21 protein-coding genes are annotated in these 19,266 nt (G+C 65.2%); 17 read left to right on the top strand and 4 right to left on the bottom strand.

Going from position 1 to position 19,266, the window contains the following annotated elements; genetic code table 11:
- Positions 1–135: 135 nt before the first annotated feature.
- The 14 genes from J0M27_RS16735 (at position 136) to J0M27_RS16670 (ending at position 11,295) form a co-directional block, all read left to right on the top strand.
- Positions 136–930, top strand: a complete 795-nt coding sequence (locus tag J0M27_RS16735) for an RNA methyltransferase (RefSeq protein WP_294994251.1) — start codon at positions 136–138, stop codon at positions 928–930.
- 43 nt (positions 931–973) lie between these two features.
- Positions 974–1,759: a serine O-acetyltransferase gene (cysE, locus tag J0M27_RS16730; protein WP_294994248.1), complete on the top strand. Its 786-nt coding sequence runs from the start codon at positions 974–976 to the stop codon at positions 1,757–1,759.
- An 89-nt stretch (positions 1,760–1,848) separates the two neighbouring features.
- On the top strand, positions 1,849–2,340 hold the full coding sequence (gene iscR / locus J0M27_RS16725; RefSeq protein WP_294994246.1) for a Fe-S cluster assembly transcriptional regulator IscR: 492 nt from the start codon (positions 1,849–1,851) through the stop codon (positions 2,338–2,340).
- 130 nt (positions 2,341–2,470) lie between these two features.
- Positions 2,471–3,628 carry a cysteine desulfurase family protein gene (locus J0M27_RS16720; protein ID WP_294994243.1) on the top strand — a complete coding sequence of 386 codons (1,158 nt, stop codon included), beginning with the start codon at positions 2,471–2,473 and terminating at the stop codon, positions 3,626–3,628.
- Between the two features lie 28 nt (positions 3,629–3,656).
- Entirely contained in the window at positions 3,657–4,868 is a 1,212-nt protein-coding gene (locus tag J0M27_RS16715; protein WP_294994279.1) for an IscS subfamily cysteine desulfurase, read from the top strand.
- 10 nt (positions 4,869–4,878) lie between these two features.
- Positions 4,879–5,262 carry a Fe-S cluster assembly scaffold IscU gene (gene iscU / locus J0M27_RS16710; RefSeq protein WP_294994240.1) on the top strand — a complete coding sequence of 128 codons (384 nt, stop codon included), beginning with the start codon at positions 4,879–4,881 and terminating at the stop codon, positions 5,260–5,262.
- A gap of 2 nt (positions 5,263–5,264) precedes the next feature.
- On the top strand, positions 5,265–5,588 hold the full coding sequence (gene iscA / locus J0M27_RS16705; protein WP_294994237.1) for an iron-sulfur cluster assembly protein IscA: 324 nt from the start codon (positions 5,265–5,267) through the stop codon (positions 5,586–5,588).
- Between the two features lie 21 nt (positions 5,589–5,609).
- Positions 5,610–6,152, top strand: coding sequence for a Fe-S protein assembly co-chaperone HscB (gene hscB, locus J0M27_RS16700; protein WP_294994234.1), 543 nt, complete (start codon positions 5,610–5,612; stop codon positions 6,150–6,152).
- A 160-nt stretch (positions 6,153–6,312) separates the two neighbouring features.
- Complete coding sequence (hscA, locus tag J0M27_RS16695) at positions 6,313–8,178, top strand: Fe-S protein assembly chaperone HscA (protein WP_294994230.1); 1,866 nt, start codon at positions 6,313–6,315, stop codon at positions 8,176–8,178.
- Entirely contained in the window at positions 8,175–8,522 is a 348-nt protein-coding gene (fdx, locus tag J0M27_RS16690) for an ISC system 2Fe-2S type ferredoxin (protein ID WP_294994227.1), read from the top strand. The genes hscA and fdx overlap by 4 nt, the downstream gene beginning before the upstream one ends.
- Positions 8,519–8,713 (top strand): Fe-S cluster assembly protein IscX, encoded by a 195-nt coding sequence (gene iscX, locus J0M27_RS16685; RefSeq protein ID WP_294994224.1) that lies wholly within the window; start codon positions 8,519–8,521, stop codon positions 8,711–8,713. The genes fdx and iscX overlap by 4 nt, the downstream gene beginning before the upstream one ends.
- Positions 8,714–8,716: 3 nt before the next feature.
- Positions 8,717–9,490, top strand: a complete 774-nt coding sequence (locus J0M27_RS16680) for a TatD family hydrolase (protein ID WP_294994221.1) — start codon at positions 8,717–8,719, stop codon at positions 9,488–9,490.
- 43 nt (positions 9,491–9,533) lie between these two features.
- Positions 9,534–10,037 carry a thiol peroxidase gene (gene tpx, locus J0M27_RS16675; protein WP_294994218.1) on the top strand — a complete coding sequence of 168 codons (504 nt, stop codon included), beginning with the start codon at positions 9,534–9,536 and terminating at the stop codon, positions 10,035–10,037.
- 199 nt (positions 10,038–10,236) lie between these two features.
- Complete coding sequence (locus tag J0M27_RS16670) at positions 10,237–11,295, top strand: OmpA family protein (RefSeq protein ID WP_294994215.1); 1,059 nt, start codon at positions 10,237–10,239, stop codon at positions 11,293–11,295.
- Positions 11,296–11,391: 96 nt separating this feature from the next.
- On the opposite strand, the gene typA is transcribed toward J0M27_RS16670, so the two are convergent.
- Positions 11,392–13,212, bottom strand: coding sequence for a translational GTPase TypA (typA, locus tag J0M27_RS16665; protein ID WP_294994212.1), 1,821 nt, complete (start codon positions 13,210–13,212; stop codon positions 11,392–11,394).
- 101 nt (positions 13,213–13,313) lie between these two features.
- Between typA and J0M27_RS16660 the strand changes: the two genes are divergently transcribed.
- Together J0M27_RS16660 and def are read left to right on the top strand one after the other, a co-directional pair.
- Complete coding sequence (locus tag J0M27_RS16660; protein WP_294994209.1) at positions 13,314–14,051, top strand: S-methyl-5'-thioinosine phosphorylase; 738 nt, start codon at positions 13,314–13,316, stop codon at positions 14,049–14,051.
- 7 nt (positions 14,052–14,058) lie between these two features.
- Positions 14,059–14,586, top strand: a complete 528-nt coding sequence (gene def / locus J0M27_RS16655) for a peptide deformylase (protein ID WP_294994206.1) — start codon at positions 14,059–14,061, stop codon at positions 14,584–14,586.
- 38 nt (positions 14,587–14,624) lie between these two features.
- Here the strand turns inward: def and J0M27_RS16650 are convergent, their stop codons facing one another.
- The 3 genes from J0M27_RS16650 to paaX form a co-directional block, all read right to left on the bottom strand.
- Positions 14,625–15,026, bottom strand: a complete 402-nt coding sequence (locus tag J0M27_RS16650; protein ID WP_294994203.1) for a hypothetical protein — start codon at positions 15,024–15,026, stop codon at positions 14,625–14,627.
- A gap of 26 nt (positions 15,027–15,052) precedes the next feature.
- Entirely contained in the window at positions 15,053–17,152 is a 2,100-nt protein-coding gene (locus tag J0M27_RS16645) for a CoA-binding protein (RefSeq protein ID WP_294994200.1), read from the bottom strand.
- Between the two features lie 116 nt (positions 17,153–17,268).
- The gene (gene paaX, locus J0M27_RS16640) at positions 17,269–18,225 is read right to left on the bottom strand and encodes a phenylacetic acid degradation operon negative regulatory protein PaaX (protein WP_294994197.1); all 957 of its coding nucleotides are present in this window, start codon (positions 18,223–18,225) and stop codon (positions 17,269–17,271) included.
- A gap of 219 nt (positions 18,226–18,444) precedes the next feature.
- Between paaX and fdhD the strand changes: the two genes are divergently transcribed.
- A complete protein-coding gene (fdhD, locus tag J0M27_RS16635; RefSeq protein WP_294994194.1) occupies positions 18,445–19,260 on the top strand; it encodes a formate dehydrogenase accessory sulfurtransferase FdhD in 816 nt (271 codons plus the stop codon).
- The last annotated feature ends 6 nt before the right edge of the window (positions 19,261–19,266 follow it).

The raw sequence follows: 19,266 nt of genomic DNA, 5'->3' as shown, positions 1-19,266 counted from the left end.
GTATTGGGCGGGGCAGGCCGGGGGGCGCAGGGGCGCGGGAAGTCCACGATTCTATCGCACCCGCGGACGCCCGCCTGAGTCGCGGTGTCGCGGATATGCCTAGCACCGCCGCCATCGCAGGTCCAAGGACATGACATGAACGCCACGCCACAATCCGCTCCCGCCGTCCTCGATCGCATTCGCGTCGTGCTCTCCCATCCGAGCCACCCGGGCAACATCGGCGCTGCGGCGCGGGCCATGAAAACCATGGGCCTGTCGCGCCTGGTGCTGGTGAATCCGAAAGCATTCCCCGATACCCAGGCTGACGCCATGGCGGCCGGCGCCACCGACCTGCTGGTGGCCGCCGAAGTGGTGGACTCGCTTGCCGAGGCCTTGCGCGGCACCAGCTTGGCGATGGCGATGACCGCCCGTCGGCGCGAGCTCGCGGTGCCGGCGCTGTGGGCGCGCGCCGGCGCGGCGGCGTTGGTGGGCATGGCGGCGATCGGCGAGGTTGCGCTGGTGTTCGGCAACGAAACGTCCGGGCTGTCCAACGACGAACTGGCGATGTGCCGGCGCTGGGCGATGATTCCAGTAAATGCGGAATTCAGTTCGCTCAACCTTGCGGCGGCGGTGCAGGTGATGTGCTACGAACTGCGGCTGGCCGCGATCGATCCCGGATTGCCGCCCGCGATTTCAGGCGCCGGGACGCTGGCCAGCCACGACGAGGTCGAAGGCCTGATCGCGCACATCGAACGCGCCGCGATCGCCAGCGAGTTCCTCGACCCGGCCCGCCCGAAGCGCCTGATCCCGCGCCTGCGGCGCATGTTCTCCCGCGCCGGTCCGGAAAAGGAGGAAGTCGCCATCCTGCGCGGCTTGTTCGCCTCGCTGGAAGCCGGTCCGCGGATGCCGGGCGGCAAATCGCCTGGCATGCGGCGGGCGTCCGATGACTGAACGCTGAAAGCCGGAGGCGTGGCGATGCCAAGCGCCGGTATACTTGGCCCTCCATTCCTGTCAGCGGTCCCCTGTCATGTTCTCCCGCCTGCGCGAAGATATTGCCTGCGTTTTCGAACGCGATCCCGCCGCCCGTTCCACCTGGGAGGTGGTGACCTGCTATCCGGGATTCCACGCACTGACCCTGCATCGCATCTCGCACTGGTTGTGGAGCGCACGCTTGCGCTGGCTGGCGCGCTTCCTGTCGCATGTCACGCGCGCGCTGACCGGGATCGAGATCCATCCCGGCGCCACCATAGGGCGAAGGGTCTTCATCGACCATGGAATGGGTGTGGTCATCGGCGAGACAGCCGTGATCGAGGACGAGGTCACGCTGTATCACGGCGTGACCTTGGGCGGTACTTCCTGGAGCAAGGGCAAGCGCCATCCGACCTTGGAGCGAGGAGTGGTAATCGGCGCTGGTGCAAAGGTCCTCGGCCCCATCACCCTCGGAGTGGGCGCCAAGGTTGGTTCCAACGCCGTGGTGGTGCGCGATGTTCCGCCGGGCGGCACGGCGGTGGGCATTCCGGCACGCATCATCGAGGATCGCAGCGAGATCGACCGCGAGGTCAAGGCCGGCCAGATGGGCTTTTCGGCCTATGCGGTGACACGCGCACAGGACGATCCGCTGGCCCAGGCGATCCATGGCCTGCTCGACCACGCGGTCGAAACGGACCGCCGCATCGAGGCGTTGCTGAAAACCATGGAGCGCTGCGGGGTAACGCTCGAAGACGACGTCGCAACAGCAGACAAGTTCGATCCAAATTATCTGTCGAAGATAGTTGACTAAAACTGTCGGGATACCATATAGTCGATGGAAACGCTCAGGTATTTAGGCCGAAGCGTTTCCCGAATGTTTTTCCCCGATGGAGAATTCCCATGAGACTGACGACCAAAGGACGTTTTGCGGTAACCGCAATGATTGACCTTGCCCTGCGCCAGCACGCCGGCCCGGTGACCCTGGCCGGCATCAGCGAGCGGCAGAAGATTTCCCTTTCCTATCTGGAACAGTTGTTCGGCAAGCTGCGCCGCCGCCAACTTGTGTCCAGCGTGCGCGGCCCGGGCGGCGGCTATTGCCTGGCCAAGCCACTGGAGGGCGTTTCCGTGGCCGAGATCATCCACGCCGTGGATGAAACGCTCGACGCGACGAATTGCGGCGGCAAGGGTAACTGTGCCGAAGACCAGCGCCCCTGCATGACGCACGAGCTGTGGACCAGCCTCAACGAGAAGATGTTCGAGTACCTGAGTTCGGTCACCCTCGCCGAACTCGTGGCGCAGCAACGCGAGCGCACCGGTACCAGCGCCGTGCTGCACGACGAACGTCCGCTGCGCCGCGTGCGCCGTCCGGCCGAGGAACTGGCGGCCGCCTGACCAGCCATGAAAAAGCGAATTGGACGCCCCCACCCCCCAACCCCCGCCCGGGCGGGGGTGACTGTAAGCTCGCTGCGCTCGATCGTGACGGGGTGCTTCGGACGTATCGGCACTAACGCCTGAGCACGCGATGTTCGCCCCCGTCTATTTCGACCACAACGCCACCACGCCGCTCGACGCGCGCGTGCTGGAAGGCATGCTGCCGTACCTGACGACGCAGCATGGCAACGCTTCCAGCCGCCACGAATACGGCCGCGCGGCGCGGCGGGCGATCGACGAGGCGCGGCAACGGGTGGCCCATGCGGTTGGAGCCCATCCGACGGAAGTGGTTTTCACCAGTGGCGGCACCGAGGCGAACACCCTGTTCATCAAGGGCGCGGCGGCCTGCCTGAGTCCGGGGCTGGTGGCGGTTTCCGCGATCGAACATCCCTGCGTGCGCGAGCCGGCAAAGGCTTTGCGGCGAGCCGGATGGCGCCTGCGCGAGCTAGCCGTCGATGCGGATTGCCGTGTCGTCGGCGCCGACTTTCAGGCGGCAATGGATGGACGGCCGTCCCTGGTGTCGGTGATGTTGGCCAACAACGAAACCGGAGTCGTCCAGGACGTGGTCGCACTGGCCCAGGCAGCGGCCCCGGCCCGGGCGTGGTTCCATACCGACGCGGTGCAGGCCTTCGGCCGTCGTGCGCTGGATTTCCGCAAGCTCAACGCCGCGGGCGTGCATGCCCTGACGCTCTCCGCCCACAAGTTGGGCGGGCCCAAGGGCGCTGGGGCCCTGGTGGTGGACAAGCGTGTGGAAATGCAGCCGTTGATGGCCGGCGGCGGCCACGAGCGCGGCCTGCGTTCGGGTACCGAGAATGTCGCGGCGATCGTCGGTTTCGGCCTTGCCGCGGAACTTGCGGTGGCTGATCTCGATGCCCGTACAAGGCATCTCGCGGCGCTGCGCGGCGAACTTGAGGCGGGCCTGTTGCATCGGGGGGCGACTCTGTTCGGCGCGGGCGCCGAACGCCTGCCGAACACCTGCTACTTCGCCATCGATGGCATCGATGGGGAAACACTGGTGGGCCGGCTCGATCGTGCCGGTTTTGCGGTGGCGGCCGGGGCAGCCTGTTCCAGCGCCAATCCGGAGCCCTCGCATGTGCTGCTGGCGATGGGCGTCCCTTCCTCGCGGGCGCGCGGCGCGGTGCGCGTGAGCCTCGGCGCGGACAACACGGTTGCGCAGGTGCGCGATTTTATATCCGTACTAGATACTACAATCTTGCAACTCAAGGGCATGACCGCCCTGGCAAGCTGAACTGGAGACTTTGGTAATGACTGCAGGCATGAAACTGCCGGTGTATCTCGACTACTCGGCCACCACGCCGGTGGATCCGCGCGTAGCGGCAAAAATGATTCCCTGGTTGACCGAGCATTTCGGCAACCCGGCCTCGCGTTCCCACTCCTATGGCTGGGAGGCGGAAAAGGCCGTCGAAGATGCGCGCGAAGAGGTCGCAGCGCTGGTCGGCGCCGATTCCAAGGAAATCATCTGGACTTCGGGCGCGACGGAATCGAACAACCTCGCCATCAAGGGCGCGGCGCACTTCTACGCCGGCACCAAGGGCAAGCACATCATCACGGTGTCCACCGAGCACAAGGCGGTGCTGGACACGGTCAAGGAACTGGAACGCCAAGGCTTCGAGGCCACCTACCTGACGCCGCAGGAAAACGGCCTGATCACCGTCGAGCAGTTCAAGGCCGCGTTGCGTCCCGATACGGTGGTCGCTTCGGTGATGGCGGTGAACAACGAGATCGGCGTGATCCAGCCGATCGCCGAACTGGGCGAGATCTGCCGCGAAAAGGGCGTGATCTTCCACGTCGATGCGGCGCAGGCGACAGGCAAGATGCCGATCGACCTCTCCAAGCTGAAGGTCGACCTGATGTCTTTCTGCGCACACAAGACCTACGGACCCAAGGGCATCGGCGCGCTCTACGTGCGCCGCAAGCCGCGCGTCCGGCTCGAAGCGCAGATGCACGGCGGCGGCCACGAGCGCGGCATGCGCTCCGGTACCCTTGCCACGCACCAGATTGTCGGCATGGGCGAGTGCTTCCGCCTCGCCCGGGAGGAAATGGCTACCGAGAACGAGCGCATCCGCATGCTGCGCGACAAGCTGCTGAAGGGCCTGATGGACATCGAGGAAACCTACATCAATGGTGACATCGAGCAGCGCGTGCCGCACAACCTCAACGTCAGTTTCAACTTCGTCGAGGGCGAATCGCTGATCATGGCGATCAAGGATATCGCCGTGTCGAGCGGCTCGGCCTGCACCTCGGCCAGCCTGGAGCCGTCCTACGTGCTGCGTTCGCTCGGCCGCTCCGACGAACTGGCGCACAGTTCGATCCGCTTCACCCTCGGCCGCTTCACGACAGAAGCCGATGTCGATTTCACCATCAAACTGCTGCACGACAAGCTGGGCAAGCTGCGCGAGTTGTCCCCGCTTTGGGAAATGTTCAAGGACGGCGTCGATCTGAATTCCGTTCAATGGGCTGCACACTAAGGAAACCATCATGGCATACAGCGAGAAAGTACTCGAACACTACGAAAACCCGCGCAACGTGGGTTCCTTCGCCAAGGATGACGAAGGCGTCGCCACCGGCATGGTCGGCGCGCCGGCCTGCGGCGACGTCATGAAGCTGCAGATCAAGGTCGGCAAGGACGGCATCATCGAGGATGCCAAGTTCAAGACCTACGGCTGCGGCTCGGCCATCGCCTCGTCGTCGCTGGTGACCGAATGGGTCAAGGGCAAGACGCTGGATCAGGCGCTGGACATCAAGAACACGCAGATCGCCGAGGAGCTGGCGCTGCCGCCGGTCAAGATCCACTGCTCCATCCTCGCCGAGGATGCGATCAAGGCCGCGGTGGCCGATTACCGGAAGAAACAAGGGGGCTGATCATGGCGGTGACACTTTCCGAACCCGCGGCGAAGCACGTCGCCAACTTCATCGCCAAGCGTGGCAAGGGCGTCGGCATTCGTTTGGGGGTCAAGACTTCGGGTTGCTCGGGCATGGCCTACAAGCTCGAGTTCGCCGATGCATCCGAACCCGAGGACCTGGTTTTCGAAAGCCATGGCGTCAAGGTGCTGGTCGATCCCAAGAGCCTGCCTTATTTGGACGGCACCGAACTCGACTACACGCGGGAAGGCTTGAACGAGGGTTTCAAGTTCAACAACCCCAACGTCAAGGATGCCTGTGGCTGCGGCGAGTCGTTCAATACCTGATGCGTATTCGCTGACCGCGCAATGACCACGTTCGACCTGAACTTTGCCGCCGACCACTTCACGCTGTTCGGCCTGCCGCGGGCGCAGGCGCTGGACCTTGCGCGTCTGGAAGACAGCTTTCGCGCCATCCAGGCCAAAGTGCATCCGGACAAGCATGCCCATGCGGGCGATTCCGACCGGCGCCTGGCAATGCAGTGGGCGACGCGGGTCAACGAGGCCTTCCAGATCCTGAGGTCCCCCGGTTTGCGGGCACGCTACCTGCTCGGCCTGCTCGGTCACGATCCGCAGATCGAAAGCAACACGGCGATGCCGACCGAATTCCTGATGGACCAGATGGAGTTGCGCGAAGCGGTCATGGAGGCGCGCGCGGCCGCTGACGAAGCTGCGCTGGACGCCGTGCGCAGCCGCTTGCTCGGCGAAATCAGGTCCGACTATGTGCGACTGGCGGAACTGATCGACATCCGGAAGGATTTCGGTGCGGCGGCAATTCTTGTGCGCCAGCTAATGTTCCAGGAAAAACTGCTGCACGAAATCGACGACGCTCTCGAGGCCGTCACTTCATGACGCTCATGGTACCGACTGACGCCAGCTGAGGACGAGACCCGCGAAAAGCTAATTGGTCACCCGCCCCCCTTCCCCCCTCGCGGGGGGGTTACTAGCCGGCGCGCTTCGCGCGTCCATCAGAGGGGACTCCGAACAAGGTGTTTCACATTAACGACAAGATATGGCACTTCTTCAAATAGCGGAGCCGGGGGAATCCGCGGCACCGCACGAGCATCGTCTCGCAGCGGGCATCGACCTGGGAACCACCAACTCCCTGGTCGCCACCGTCAGGAGCGGCATGGCCGTGGTTCTCAACGACATCCAGGGCAGGCCTTTGCTGCCTTCGGTCGTCGCCTATGCCGCCGACGGCAGTGTCGAGGTGGGGTATGGTGCGGAGGCGAGGCAGTCGATCGATCCGAAGAACACCATCGTCTCGGTCAAGCGCTTCATGGGGCGCGGCCGCCGCGATATTGCGCACATCGAAACCCTGCCCTACGACTTCGTCGATGCCGAAGGCATGGTCAAGCTGCGCACCATCGCCGGCGTCAAGAGTCCCGTGGAAATTTCGGCCGAGATCCTGCGCACCGTGCGCAACCGCGCCGAGGCTTCGCTCGGCGGGGAACTGACCGGTGCCGTGATCACCGTGCCGGCCTACTTCGACGACGCGCAGCGCCAGGCGACCAAGGATGCGGCGCGACTGGCCGGCCTCAACGTGCTGCGCCTGCTCAACGAGCCGACTGCAGCCGCCATCGCCTACGGGCTGGACAATTCCGCCGAAGGCATCTATGCCGTGTTCGACCTCGGTGGCGGGACCTTCGATATTTCGATCCTGCGCCTGTCCAAAGGTGTTTTCGAAGTCATGGCCACCGGTGGCGATTCCGCGCTCGGCGGCGACGACTTCGACCATCGGGTCTTCTGCTGGATCATCGAGCAGGCCAATCTGGCGCCGCTCTCGCCGCAGGATGCGCGACTGCTGCAGATGCGCGCCCGCGAGGCCAAGGAGCAGTTGTCTCAGCATGGCCGGGCGCCGATCACCGTCAAGCTGGGCAGCGGGGAATACGTAGACCTGACGCTGACCACCGAGGCATTCACCGAGATCACCCGCACCCTGGTGCAGAAGACCCTGACCCCCACCCGCAAGGCCCTGCGCGACGCCGGGCTAACGGTGGACGAGGTGCGCGGCGTGGTGATGGTGGGCGGCTCGACGCGCATGCCGCAGATCCAGCATGCCGTGGCGGAACTGTTCAAGCAGGAGCCGCTCAACAACCTCGACCCGGAAAAGGTCGTGGCACTGGGTGCGGCGATCCAGGCCAACCTGCTGGCGGGCAATCGCGCCGCCGGTGACGACTGGCTGCTGCTCGACGTAATCCCGCTTTCGCTGGGCCTTGAGACCATGGGCGGCCTGGTGGAGAAGGTCATTCCGCGCAACTCGACGATTCCCATCGCGCGCGCGCAGGAATTCACCACCTTCAAGGATGGCCAGACCGCCATGGCCATACATGTGGTGCAAGGGGAGCGCGAACTGGTCGCGGATTGCCGCAGCCTGGCCCGATTCGAGTTGCGCGGCATGCCGCCGATGGTGGCGGGCGCGGCGAGGATCCGGGTGACCTTCCAGGTCGATGCCGATGGCCTGCTTTCCGTGACGGCCCGCGAGCAGACCACCGGGCGCGAGGCTCGGGTCGAGGTCAAGCCGTCTTACGGCCTTTCCGACGACGAAATCGCGGGCATGCTGAAAGACAGCTTCAGCCATGCCGGTGACGACGCCTTCCGCCGCGCCTTGCGCGAGGTGCAGGTCGAGGCGCAGCGCCTGATCGAGGCCACCCAGTCGGCCCTGCAGGATTCCGCCGACCTCCTTTCCGTCATGGAGCGCGCCCACATCGACGCCGCCCTGGCCAAGATGCAGGCGGTGATGATCGGCGACGACCGCCGCCAGATCGACGACGCGATGCGCGCCCTGAGCGCCGCCACCAACGAGTTTGCCGCGCGACGCATGAACCAGAGCGTGCAGCGCGCGCTCGCGGGCCGCAACGTGGACCAGATTACATGACCCAGATCATCGTTTTGCCCCATGTCGAGTTGTGTCCCGATGGCGCCGTTCTCGACGCCGAACCCGGTGTCTCGGTTTGCGACGCCTTGCTCGCCAACGACATCGAAATCGAGCACGCCTGCGAGAAATCCTGCGCCTGCACCACCTGCCATGTCGTGGTCCGCGAGGGTATCGAATCCCTGGCCGACGCCGAGGAGCTGGAAGAGGACATGCTCGACAAGGCCTGGGGTCTGGAGCCGAATTCGCGCCTGTCCTGCCAGGCCATCGTCGGCCGCACGCCGCTGGTGATCGAGATTCCAAAGTACACGATCAACATGGTCAAGGAAGGGCATTCGAAGAAATGAAGTGGACTGACAGCCTCGACATCGCCATCGAACTTTCCGAAGCGCACCCCGATGTCGATCCGACACGCATCAACTTCGTCGACCTGATGCGCTGGGTCATGCTGCTGCCGGGTTTCGAGGAAAACGAAACCCACTGCGGCGAGAAGAAGCTGGAAGCCATCCAGCAGGCCTGGATCGACGAACTGGAATAGGCCGTGCTGATCGACACGCACTGCCATCTCGACGCCGCGGAATTCGATCCCGATCGGGCGAATGTGGCGGCAGCGGCGGCGCTTGGCGGGGTCGGCCGCATCGTGGTACCTGCCGTGGAACGCGCCAATTTCGGCGCCGTCGCGTCCGTCTGCCGGGACTATCCCGGGTGCGCGGCGGCCTATGGCATCCATCCGATGTATGTCGAACGCGCGCGCGAGGAAGACCTCGACACCCTGCGCGAAACCGTCCGCCGCGAGCGACCGGTGGCCGTCGGCGAAATCGGCCTCGACCAGTTCGTCGAGCCGCGCGACGATGCGCGGCAGGATTTCTATCTCAGCGCCCAGTTGCAGATCGCCCGCGACAGCGACCTGCCGGTCCTGTTGCACGTGAGGCGGGCGATCGATCCCGTACTCAAGGCCTTGCGCCGCTGGCGTGTCGCCGGGGGTATCGCACACGCCTTCAACGGCAGCCGCCAGCAGGCTGATGAATTCATCAAGCTTGGCTTCAAGCTCGGCTTCGGCGGCGCCATGACGTTCCCGCGCGCCAGCCGCATACGCGAACTTGCCGCAAGCCTGCCGCTCGATGCGATCGTGCTTGAAACCGATGCGCCGGATATCCCGCCGGAGTGGCTATCCGGCGCCCGCAACGCGCCGGACCAGTTGCCCCGCATCGCGCGCGCGCTGGCCGATTTGCGCGGCGTCGCCGTCGAAGCGATCGCCGAAGCCACCACCAGCAACGCCACGATGGTCCTCCCCGGACTGATGCGGCTACACTAGGCGTTTTTTCACCCCCACTACCAACCCGGAACAGGAGCTATCCATGAGTACAACCGTAACCCTGCGCGGCACACCGTTGCGCGTCGAAGGCGATCTTCCCGCTGCCGGAGCCAAGGCTCCCGATTTCAAGCTGACCAGCGGCACCCTTGCCGAAGTGTCGCTGAAGGACTTTGCCGGCAAGCGCAAGGTCTTCAATATCTACCCGAGCATCGATACGCCGACCTGTGCCACCTCGACCCGCAAGTTCAACGAAGCCGCCGGCAAGCTGGCGAACACCGTCGTGCTCTGCGTTTCCGGTGACCTGCCGTTTGCCGCCAAGCGCTTCTGCGACATGGAAGGCCTGGCCAATGTCTCCCATCTGTCGACCTTCCGCCATCCCGAGTTCATGAAGGACTGGGGCGTCGCCTTCGCCGAGGGCCCGTTGGTCGGCCTGACGGTGCGCGCCGTGGTCGTGGTCGACGAGAACGACAAGGTAATCCATGCCGAGATGGTCCCGGAAATCGCGAACGAGCCGAATTACGAGGCGGCGCTGAAGGCTCTCGGTTGACCGGGTGAAGTTCGCCGTCGCGCCAGCGCCGACTCTTGAGCTGAAAAACGGGAGCTTCGGCTCCCGTTTTTCCGGGTGCGCGGAAAATGCAGGTGCAAGTGCATCGATGCCGTCCGGCGTCGGTACAGCGCGCCACCTTGCCGCGAACGCGCTTCGTCCGGGGAATTTCGTGCTGGCGGCCTTGCTCCTCGCGGGATGCATGCAGCCGCCGAAGGCGCCGTTCGGGCCGCCGCCGCCGGAACGGGTGCGCAGCATTGCCTCGGGTGTCGATGCCGAGCGCATTGCACGCACCCGCATTCGCATCGCCGCGCAGCGCGCCACTGCTTCCGCGACGAAACGCTATCACCTCGCCAAGGCCGACGCCTGGCTCGACTTCGCGGTCGATGTCGGGTCCACCGAGGCGGGCGGCGACGCCGCCGAGGACGCGCTTGACCAGGCCATGGCCCTGCTTGGCGCCATGGATCGCGGCAGGAATCCACCCTTGCGCACCCTGCATGTGGTTGCCAGCAGCACCGTCAATCCCGAGCTCTGGGCAACGGTCGATCAGATCAAGAACAGCGCCGGCTTTCCGTGTGCCGTCGATCCGCTCGCGCGCGCCGAGGTGGCGCTGGTGTGGGCCGGGCACAAGGCCCACATCGGCGACCCGAAAGCGGCGGAGGAAATCGGAGTCCGGGCGCAACAGTCGCTTGACGCTGCCGGTGAAGAGGTCCGGCGCTGTTTCGCCGTGGCGGAAGTCGAGCTGGTGCAACCCAGCGTGCCGCGACTGGTGCCGGTGCCTGCAGCCGCGCCAGCGCCAGCACCGGCACCCAAGTCCGTGACGACACCGGCACCCGCGCCGGATCCGGAACAAACCGCCGCCGCCAAATCCGCGGCGACGCATGTGGATATCGTGCCTCTGCCTACCGATACCCTGTTCCCCTTCGGTGCGACGCGGCTGAATGCGGCGCGCAGCGAGTCGCTGCGCGACCTCGCGCAACGCATACGCTCGACGCCGAAGCTGCTCGCCGTGCGCATCGGCGGTCACACCGACCGGCTGTCGCGCAGTGGTCCGGAGTTCAATCGGCGGCTTGCCGAGTCGCGTGCGCAAGCGGTCGGCCGGGCCCTGATTGCGCACGGCGTCGACGCGGGGCTGATCTCGGCAAGCGGCCACGGCGATACGCTCCCCGTTGTGGAATGCCCCGGCCGGCGCACGCGCGCCATCATCGATTGCCTTGCACCCAATCGCCGCGTCGTGGTCGAGATCGAGCGCGCTGCCTGACCCGGCGGGGTGAGTGCCGTGTCGCCAGCGCCGACTTTCGAGCCAAAAAACAAACGGGAGCCGCGGCTCCCGTTCATTCTTGAAAGACCGGCTTTCTCAGGCGGCGGGCTCTTCGCGGTTGGCGCGCTTGCGCTCGTGCTCCTTGAGGAAGCGCTTGCGCAGGCGGATCGACTTCGGCGTGATCTCGACCAGTTCGTCGTCGGCGATGAATTCGACGGCGGACTCGAGAGTCATCAGGATCGGCGGCACCAGGCGCACGGCTTCGTCGGTGCCCGAGGCGCGCACGTTGGTCAGCTGCTTGCCCTTGATCGGATTGACCACGAGGTCGTTGTCGCGGCTGTGCACACCGATGATGATGCCCTCGTAAAGCGGATCGCCCGGGCTGACGAACATTCGGCCGCGATCCTGCAGCTTCCACAGGGCGTAGGCCACGGCGGCGCCGTTGTCCTGCGAGATCAGCACACCGTTGCGGCGCTCGGCCATGACGCCGGCCATCGGGCCGTAGTCATCGAAAATGTGGCTGGCCATGCCGGTGCCGCGCGTGGCGGTGAGGAATTCGCCCTGGAAGCCGATCAGGCCGCGGGCGGGAATGCGGTATTCGAGGCGGACGCGGCCCTTGCCGTCGGATTCCATGTTGAGCAGTTCGCCACGGCGGCGGCCCAGTTCTTCCATGACGCCGCCCTGGTGGTCGTTTTCGATGTCCACCGTCAGCAGTTCGTAGGGTTCGCACTTCTCGCCGTTGATGTCCTTGAATAGCACGCGCGGCCGCGACACGGCCAGTTCGTAGCCTTCACGGCGCATGGTTTCGAGCAGGATCGTGAGGTGCAGTTCGCCGCGACCGGACACCAGGAATACATCGGCATCCTCGGTGTCCTCGACACGCAGGGCGACGTTGGCCAGCAGTTCCTTCTGCAGGCGCTCGCGAATCTGGCGGCTGGTGACGTACTTGCCTTCCTTGCCGGCCAGCGGAGAGGTATTGACCTGGAAGTTCATGGTCAGCGTCGGTTCGTCCACCACCAGCGGCGGCAGTCCGGCGGGCGCCGCAAGGTCGCAGACCGTGACGCCGATGCCGACCTGTTCGATACCGGTGACCAGCACGATGTCGCCGGCTTCGGCTTCGGTCGCCTGTTCGCGCTCGAGGCCGGTGAACATCATGATCTGGCCGATCTTGGCCTTGCCCCGGTTTTCGTCGCCGTACATCACCGCGACTTCCTGGCCGGCCTTCATGCGGCCCTGCTGGATGCGGCCGATACCGATGCGGCCGACATAGCTGTTGTAGTCCAGCGAACAGATCTGCAGTTGCAGCGGCTGCTCGACATCGACGGCAGGCTGCGGCGTGTGCTGGATGATGGCCTCGTAGAGCGGGCGCATGTCGGTGCCTGGCTTGGTCGCGTCGAGCATGGCGAAACCGTTCAGTGCCGAGGCGAAGACCACCGGAAAATCGAGCTGTGCCTCGGTCGCGCCGAGCTTGTCGAACAGGTCGAAGGTGTGGCTGATGACCCAGTCGGGGCGGGCGCCGGGGCGGTCGATCTTGTTTACCACGACGATGGGCTTGAGGCCCAGCGCCAGGGCCTTGCGCGTCACGAAGCGGGTTTGCGGCATCGGGCCTTCGACGGCATCGACCAGCAGCAGCACGCCGTCGACCATCGATAGCACGCGCTCCACCTCGCCGCCGAAGTCGGCGTGTCCGGGGGTGTCGACGATGTTGATGTGGGTGCCTTCGAAATCGATGGCGCAGTTCTTGGAAAGAATCGTGATCCCGCGTTCCTTTTCGAGATCGTTGGAATCCATGACCCGTTCGGCGACGGCCTGGTGGGCGGCGAAGGTGCCGGATTGACGCAGAAGTTGGTCGACCAGGGTGGTTTTGCCGTGGTCGACGTGGGCGATAATGGCGATGTTTCTGAGGGCGCGGGACATAGGGGCCTTGGCGTTGTTGCAACGCGTTGCAATGCGGAAAAAAAGCCTGCTATTCTAGCACGCAGCCGCATCCGTTCCGTTTGAATTTTCAGGGGATTTTTATGCTCGGCATCATCGGTGGCAGCGGCTTGACCCAACTCGCCAATCTCGACGTGTCACACCGTGAAGTCGTGCGTACTCCCTACGGCGAGCCATCCGGCCCGCTCACCTTCGGCCGCATCGGTTGCCGGGAAGTGGCGTTCATCGCCCGCCACGGCTACGGCCACACGATCCCTCCGCACCTGGTGAATTACCGCGCCAACATCCATGCCCTGGAAAGCTCGGGCGTGACGCAGGTTGTTTCGGTAGCGTCGGTCGGCGGTATCCGCGCCGACCTTGGCCCGGGCGTGCTGGTGGTGCCGCACCAGATCATCGACTACACCTGGGGCCGCGAAATGACCTTCCAGTCAGGCGGCGATGGCCCGGTGGTACATGTCGATTTCACCGAGCCCTACGATGCCGATGTGCGACGGATGCTGCTCGATGTCGCCGCACGGGTCGGCGAGCCGGTGACCGACGGCGCCGTGTATGCGACGACGCAGGGGCCGCGCCTGGAGACCGCCGCCGAAATCAACCGGATGCAAGGCGACGGCGCCGACATCGTCGGCATGACCGGCATGCCGGAGGCTGGCCTGGCGCGCGAGCTGGAATTGCCCTACGCCGCGCTCTGCGTGGTGGCGAACTGGGCCGCCGGCCGCGCCGACTCCCTGCACGGCATCCGCTTCGAAAGCCTCGAAGCCGTGCTGCAGGAGGCCATGGCGCGCGTGCGACGCATCATCGAAGGGCTGTGCGAGGCATGAGCACGCCATGATTCGCGAGGTTCTGCGCATGGGCGATCCGCGACTGCTACGCGTGGCGCAGCCGGTGGCGGCCTTCGCCACGCCGCAACTGGCCGAACTGCTGCACGACATGCGCGATACCATGGCCCACCTCCAGGGCGCCGGACTCGCCGCTCCGCAGATCGGCGTCGACCTGCGCGTGGTGATCTTCGGCGGCTTCGCCAATCCGCGCTATCCGGAGGCGCCGCTGGTACCGGAAACCGTGCTGATCAATCCCGAGCTGACGCCCTTCGGCGAAGAGGAAGAGGAGGGCTGGGAAGGCTGCCTTTCCGTGCCCGGCCTGCGCGGCTGGGTGCCGCGCTGGAAGCGGCTCTACTACGCCGGCCACGACGAAAGCGGGCGCCGCTTCGAGCGCCGCGTCGAGGGCTTTCACGCGCGGGTGGTGCAACACGAATGCGACCACCTCGACGGCATCCTCTATCCGATGCGCGTGCGCGACTTCCGCCGCTTCGGCTTCACCGACGTCCTCAATCTTTCGGACGTGGTCGACGAGTAGCGGCGCCGTGGCGTCGGCGCCGACTTTCCGAGTACCGCTCAGCCGGCCTTGGCGCGCTTGGCCTGCAGGCGCTGCGCCGTCTTCTCGATACCGACGATGAAACGGTTGTGCTTGCCACGGGCGACTTCTTCGACCGCGTCGCGCGCGGTGAAGCTGAAGGAGACTGCGCCGCCATTGACTTCCTCCAGGGTCACGGTGATTTCCACCCACATACCCATCAGCGTGGCGCCGACGTGGTCGAGCTCGACGCGGGTGCCGACCGAATCCTTGCCTGCCTCGATGTTCGCCAGCAGCAGGTCGCGGCAGGCCATCTCGATGTCGTAGAGCAGGTTGGGCGTCGAATACACGCGGCAGTCGTCGCCCATGAAGCTGATGGTGCGATCGCGGTCGACGTCGACGCGGCGGGTTGTGCTGAGGCCGGGCTTGAGGGTGTCGCTCATGGTGTTTCCTCCTTGGTGTGTTGGTTTCAGTTCGACCGGCGCCGGCGAATCGCGTCGGCATTGAGGCGGGCCTCGACGTAGCGCACCAGCGCCTTCGTGCCGCGCGCGCAGTTGCGGAAAACGCAGACGCCCTGGTCCATCAGGCGCGCGCTCATGGCATCGTAGAGGCTGCCGCCATCAACGATGCCGATGACCGGCTTCTCGTTGCGCTCGACCAGCGGTGGCATCAGGTGCGCCGTGCTCTTCGGGTCGGTGAGGTCGAACCCCGGGCGCAGCTTGCTCGATTCGAGTGCGCGCACCGAGGGGGCCGTGGGGTCGAGGCCGACCACTACCGCGTCGATGTTTGGGTCCTGCAAGAAGGCCTCGACGATCTGCAGGTGGGCCTCGTCGTCGGCGCCTGGATTTATGTCGATGGGATTGCGCACTTCGACCAGGGCATCCAGCTTCTTGGCCTTGAGGATGTCCTCGAGTTGCTTCACCGTGGCGGCTTCCAGCGCGCCCATCTCCATGGCGAAGGTCTCAGATTCGATGGAGTCGGCCATGCCCACGGCTTCGAAGCCGGCGCCGCTGATGGCGCCCAGGCGTCGTCCGCCTATCTTCTTGCCGTGAAGTGCGCCGGCGAGGTAGAACAGGTCGTCGAAAGCGTTGAAATCGTCGGCGACGATGGCACCGGCGTGGCGCACCACGGAGTCGAACAGCACCGGGCCACCGGCGATCGACGCCGTATGGCCCATCACGCCGCCCATGCCGGGCGCGGTCTTGCCGGACTTATAGACCACCACGTCCTTGCCCTTGGCCACCGCCTTGCGCACCGCGCGGGCGAAATCCAGGCCGTCGAGGTCCTTGAAGCCCTCGATGTAGATGCCGATGGTTTCGATCTCGGGCAATTCGGCGAACCAGGCCAGCATGTCGCCGTGGGTCAAGTCGGTCTGGTTGCCCAAGGCCAGCATGTAGCGCGGGTCGAGCCAGGGGTTCTGGCTGATGCGTGTGATCATGAAGGCGCCACTCTGGCTCAGCATCACCGAATTGCGCTCCGCCTTCTTCTTCGGCTTGGGCAGGCGCTCCAGCGGGATGAACCAGGAATCGTAGGAGCCGGGGTGGGAGACGACCCCGAGGCAGTTGGCGCCGAGGAATACCGGGCCGCCGCCGGGATTGGCGTGGGCCGCATTTATGCGCCCGGCCAGGGCGGCTGCGGGTTCGCGGCTGGCCCGGGTTTCCCCCAGGCTGCCGGGGATCAGCATGACCGATTCGACCGAATCCGTGGCGATGATCTCATCGACGAGGTCGTAGACGGCGCTGGCCGCCACGGCGACGATCAGGAGGTCGAGCTTGTGGTCGAGCGCCTTCAGGCTTTCCACGCATCTGACCCCGTCGATCTCGGCTTCGCCGGGGCGGATGATGCACATCCGTTCCTTGCTGTAGCCGCTGCCCATCAGGTTCTTGAGGATGATGCGGCCGAAGTTCATGTTGGTCGAAGAGACGCCGATGATGCCGATCGACTTGGGATGGATCAGCTTCTCGATCTTGGCTATCGGCCGTGGCAGGCGGCCCGGCGCGGCCGTCGAGAACTCGCATCTGGCGGAACCGACACTGATGTCGGTGCCGACGGTTGCCGGGTTGAGTTCGAGGCTTTGCAGCACGACCGTCGACTCCGGATTGCCCGGCGACAGCCCCCGCGCGAGTGCCAGCATGCCTTCGAAGCAACTCGTCAGCGCGGCGTCGGGCGTCACGCCGCCAGTGCGCTTCGAGGCGGCGACGAGGCGCTGGTAGGCGATGCTGCGGCGAAACAGGGCGAGGAAGTCGGCGGCGTCGGTCAGCTCGGCGACCGCGTACACCGAGGCGCGATCCTTGCGGAAGTTGCCTTCGTCGAGTTCGGCGTCGGTGCCGCCGATGCCGGCGCTGATCACGATGCCGAACTCGCGCGTGTTGTCCAGGCTGATGCGCAATTCGCCGGCGGCAATTGGCGCGGCACTCGGGGCAAAGCTGGCGCCGATGGCTGCCAGCAGGTCTGCGAGGTCGCCCCGGTCGAGCGCCGTATGCCCGTTTGCGGCAGCGCTGCGGATGCGGTTGCGTATTTCGGCGATGGCCGACGGGCGGCTCGATGTGGCGCTTGCTGGGCTTGCCATGGTGGTTGCTCCCTGGATTGCGCAGGGCGGTTCACACCCTGTCGGTGCGCTACTATAACAGATACAGAAATATCATCAAAAAGTATATTAACTGTATCGGTTGATATCCAGCAGAATCAGACGGTGGTCGGCGGCTTCGGTTCCGGCGCGCGCTCCAGACCGCCGAAGCGTTCATAGAAATAGGGCGCCGCGGCCGGCAGCGGCCCGCTCGCGGTTTCGCAGACCTGCAGCAGGTGCTGCTGGGCCAACGAGTAGGTGATCCGGTAGAGGTCCTGGCACAACTGGCGCGCGACGCCGCCGCTCCAGTCCGCCGGCAGCAATTGCGAAGGCAGTTGCGGATCATGCAGCAGGGCGCGGCGGAAATCGTGCATCAACAGGGTCTGGACCAGGAAGCATTGCTCCGGATCGAGGCTGTTGGCGGCGCGCAGGGTGCGCAGGACGGGGCGGAACAATTCAATGAAATCCAGGTACTTGGCCGCCAGGGTGTCGAGGTTCCAGCATTCATGGACCAGTTCCTGCAAAGGCTTGCTGGTCAGGGCGCTGATGTTGAGCGCCTTCATGGCGACCACCTTGTCGTGGGCGCCGCTCTCCTGGAGGATGTCGAGCAGGGCTTCGCTATCGGCCGACGGGTGGGCGAGGATGCCCGAGGCCAGCGCGCCGTAGCCGGCCCAGGCCAGCTCCTTGCGCAACTGGTCGCGTTGCGGATTGGCCAGTGAACCCGGAATCAGCACCAGCTGCCACTCGCCGCCCCAGGTGTCCTGCGGGATGCTGTAGATGCGCCGGTAGGCGTGCTCGAAGCGGCGCCTGCCGGAGGTGGTCAGGCTGTAGTAACTCTTGCGCCCGAGTTGTTCGGAGACCAGCCATTTTTCCTGGGAAAGCCGGTAGACGCTGGTGCGCACCATGCGCTCGTTGAGACCCAGCGGCTGCACCAGGCGGATGAAGCTGCCGAGCCAGACCGTGCCGCCGTGGGGTGCGATGAAGTCGCCGTAGATGGTGATGATCAGCGAGTTGGCGCGGGTCGGGTGCTGGTCGAGGAAGTCCTTGATCCACTGGGTCAGGTGTCGGCTTTTCACGTTGGCTTTCGTCGATGAGGGCGCGGCTCCGGTGGGGTGGCGCGGACCGGATGCCTGGCAACAACCGCGTTGCGGGCATTGTATTTGAAGCCGGCGTATCCCGTATTCCGTATAAGGCGTTTCTAATATGATACAAAATGCTTGCTATGGAAGCAAATAAATTGTATCGTATTGTCACTGGGGGCAATACGCTGCCCCGACCATCCGGTGAGTCAGGTAATGCAAATCGAGGCAGGCGCAGGCATCGAGGCACACAACAGCTACCGCGTGCAGCGTCGGGTCGGAGGCATTGTCATTGGCGGCGAGGAGAGCGTTGCCGAGGAAACTCCGGTGGCGCTGGTGTACAACGGGATCTCCCACGCGGTGATGATGGCGACGCCGGATGACCTGGAGGACTTCGCCCTTGGATTCAGCCTCAGCGAATGCATCGTCCGCCGTCCCGGCGAGATACTCGACCTCGATGTCATGGAGCGCGACAACGGCATCGAGATACAGATGCGGGTATCCGCAGAGCGTGCCCTGCAGCTCAAGGAATTCCGTCGCAGCATGGCGGGCCGCACCGGTTGTGGCCTGTGCGGTACCGAAAGCCTCGATCAATTGAAGCGCCGCGCGTCCCGCGTGGATTCGGAGGCCGTCCTATCCAGTGGCGCCCTGCCGCGGGCGCTGGCCAGCCTCGAATCGATGCAGCGATTGTTTCGCCTGACGGGCGCCGTGCATGCGGCCGCCTGGTGCAACGCGCAGGGCGCGATCAAACTGGTGCGCGAGGATGTCGGTCGCCACAACGCGCTGGACAAGGTGATCGGCGCGGTCGCCGCGCAGCGCGGCGATTTCGGCGCCGGCTTCGTCCTGATGACCAGTCGCGCCAGCTACGAAATCGTGCAGAAGGCCGCCGCCGCGGGTATCGCGGTAGTGGCGGCGGTCTCCGCGGCCACCGGCATGGCGGTAAGGGTCGCGGAAGAGTCCGGCGTCACGCTGGTGGGGTTCGTTCGCGGCGAGCGCCACTGCGTTTATACGCATCCCCAGCGCATTCATTGATGCTCA

This window comes from Sulfuritalea sp. (genome assembly GCF_017302275.1).
Lineage (GTDB): Bacteria > Pseudomonadota > Gammaproteobacteria > Burkholderiales > Rhodocyclaceae > Sulfuritalea.
This window is presented reverse-complemented; position numbering and strand designations above follow the sequence as displayed.

Bases quoted from the DNA above. Each gene is read 5' to 3' on its own strand.
- iscR (WP_294994246.1), top strand. From the start codon at position 1,849: ATGAGACTGACGACCAAAGGACGTTTTGCGGTAACCGCAATGATTGAC.
- J0M27_RS16735 (WP_294994251.1), top strand. From the start codon at position 136: ATGAACGCCACGCCACAATCCGCTCCCGCCGTCCTCGATCGCATTCGC.
- J0M27_RS16645 (WP_294994200.1), bottom strand. From the start codon at position 17,152: ATGGCAAGCCCAGCAAGCGCCACATCGAGCCGCCCGTCGGCCATCGCC.
- fdhD (WP_294994194.1), top strand. From the start codon at position 18,445: ATGCAAATCGAGGCAGGCGCAGGCATCGAGGCACACAACAGCTACCGC.
- J0M27_RS16660 (WP_294994209.1), top strand. From the start codon at position 13,314: ATGCTCGGCATCATCGGTGGCAGCGGCTTGACCCAACTCGCCAATCTC.
- J0M27_RS16715 (WP_294994279.1), top strand. From the start codon at position 3,657: ATGAAACTGCCGGTGTATCTCGACTACTCGGCCACCACGCCGGTGGAT.
- typA (WP_294994212.1), bottom strand. From the start codon at position 13,212: ATGTCCCGCGCCCTCAGAAACATCGCCATTATCGCCCACGTCGACCAC.
- def (WP_294994206.1), top strand. From the start codon at position 14,059: ATGATTCGCGAGGTTCTGCGCATGGGCGATCCGCGACTGCTACGCGTG.
- iscX (WP_294994224.1), top strand. From the start codon at position 8,519: ATGAAGTGGACTGACAGCCTCGACATCGCCATCGAACTTTCCGAAGCG.
- hscA (WP_294994230.1), top strand. From the start codon at position 6,313: ATGGCACTTCTTCAAATAGCGGAGCCGGGGGAATCCGCGGCACCGCAC.
- hscB (WP_294994234.1), top strand. From the start codon at position 5,610: ATGACCACGTTCGACCTGAACTTTGCCGCCGACCACTTCACGCTGTTC.
- J0M27_RS16670 (WP_294994215.1), top strand. From the start codon at position 10,237: ATGCAGCCGCCGAAGGCGCCGTTCGGGCCGCCGCCGCCGGAACGGGTG.
- fdx (WP_294994227.1), top strand. From the start codon at position 8,175: ATGACCCAGATCATCGTTTTGCCCCATGTCGAGTTGTGTCCCGATGGC.
- tpx (WP_294994218.1), top strand. From the start codon at position 9,534: ATGAGTACAACCGTAACCCTGCGCGGCACACCGTTGCGCGTCGAAGGC.
- J0M27_RS16650 (WP_294994203.1), bottom strand. From the start codon at position 15,026: ATGAGCGACACCCTCAAGCCCGGCCTCAGCACAACCCGCCGCGTCGAC.
- iscU (WP_294994240.1), top strand. From the start codon at position 4,879: ATGGCATACAGCGAGAAAGTACTCGAACACTACGAAAACCCGCGCAAC.
- iscA (WP_294994237.1), top strand. From the start codon at position 5,265: ATGGCGGTGACACTTTCCGAACCCGCGGCGAAGCACGTCGCCAACTTC.
- J0M27_RS16720 (WP_294994243.1), top strand. From the start codon at position 2,471: ATGTTCGCCCCCGTCTATTTCGACCACAACGCCACCACGCCGCTCGAC.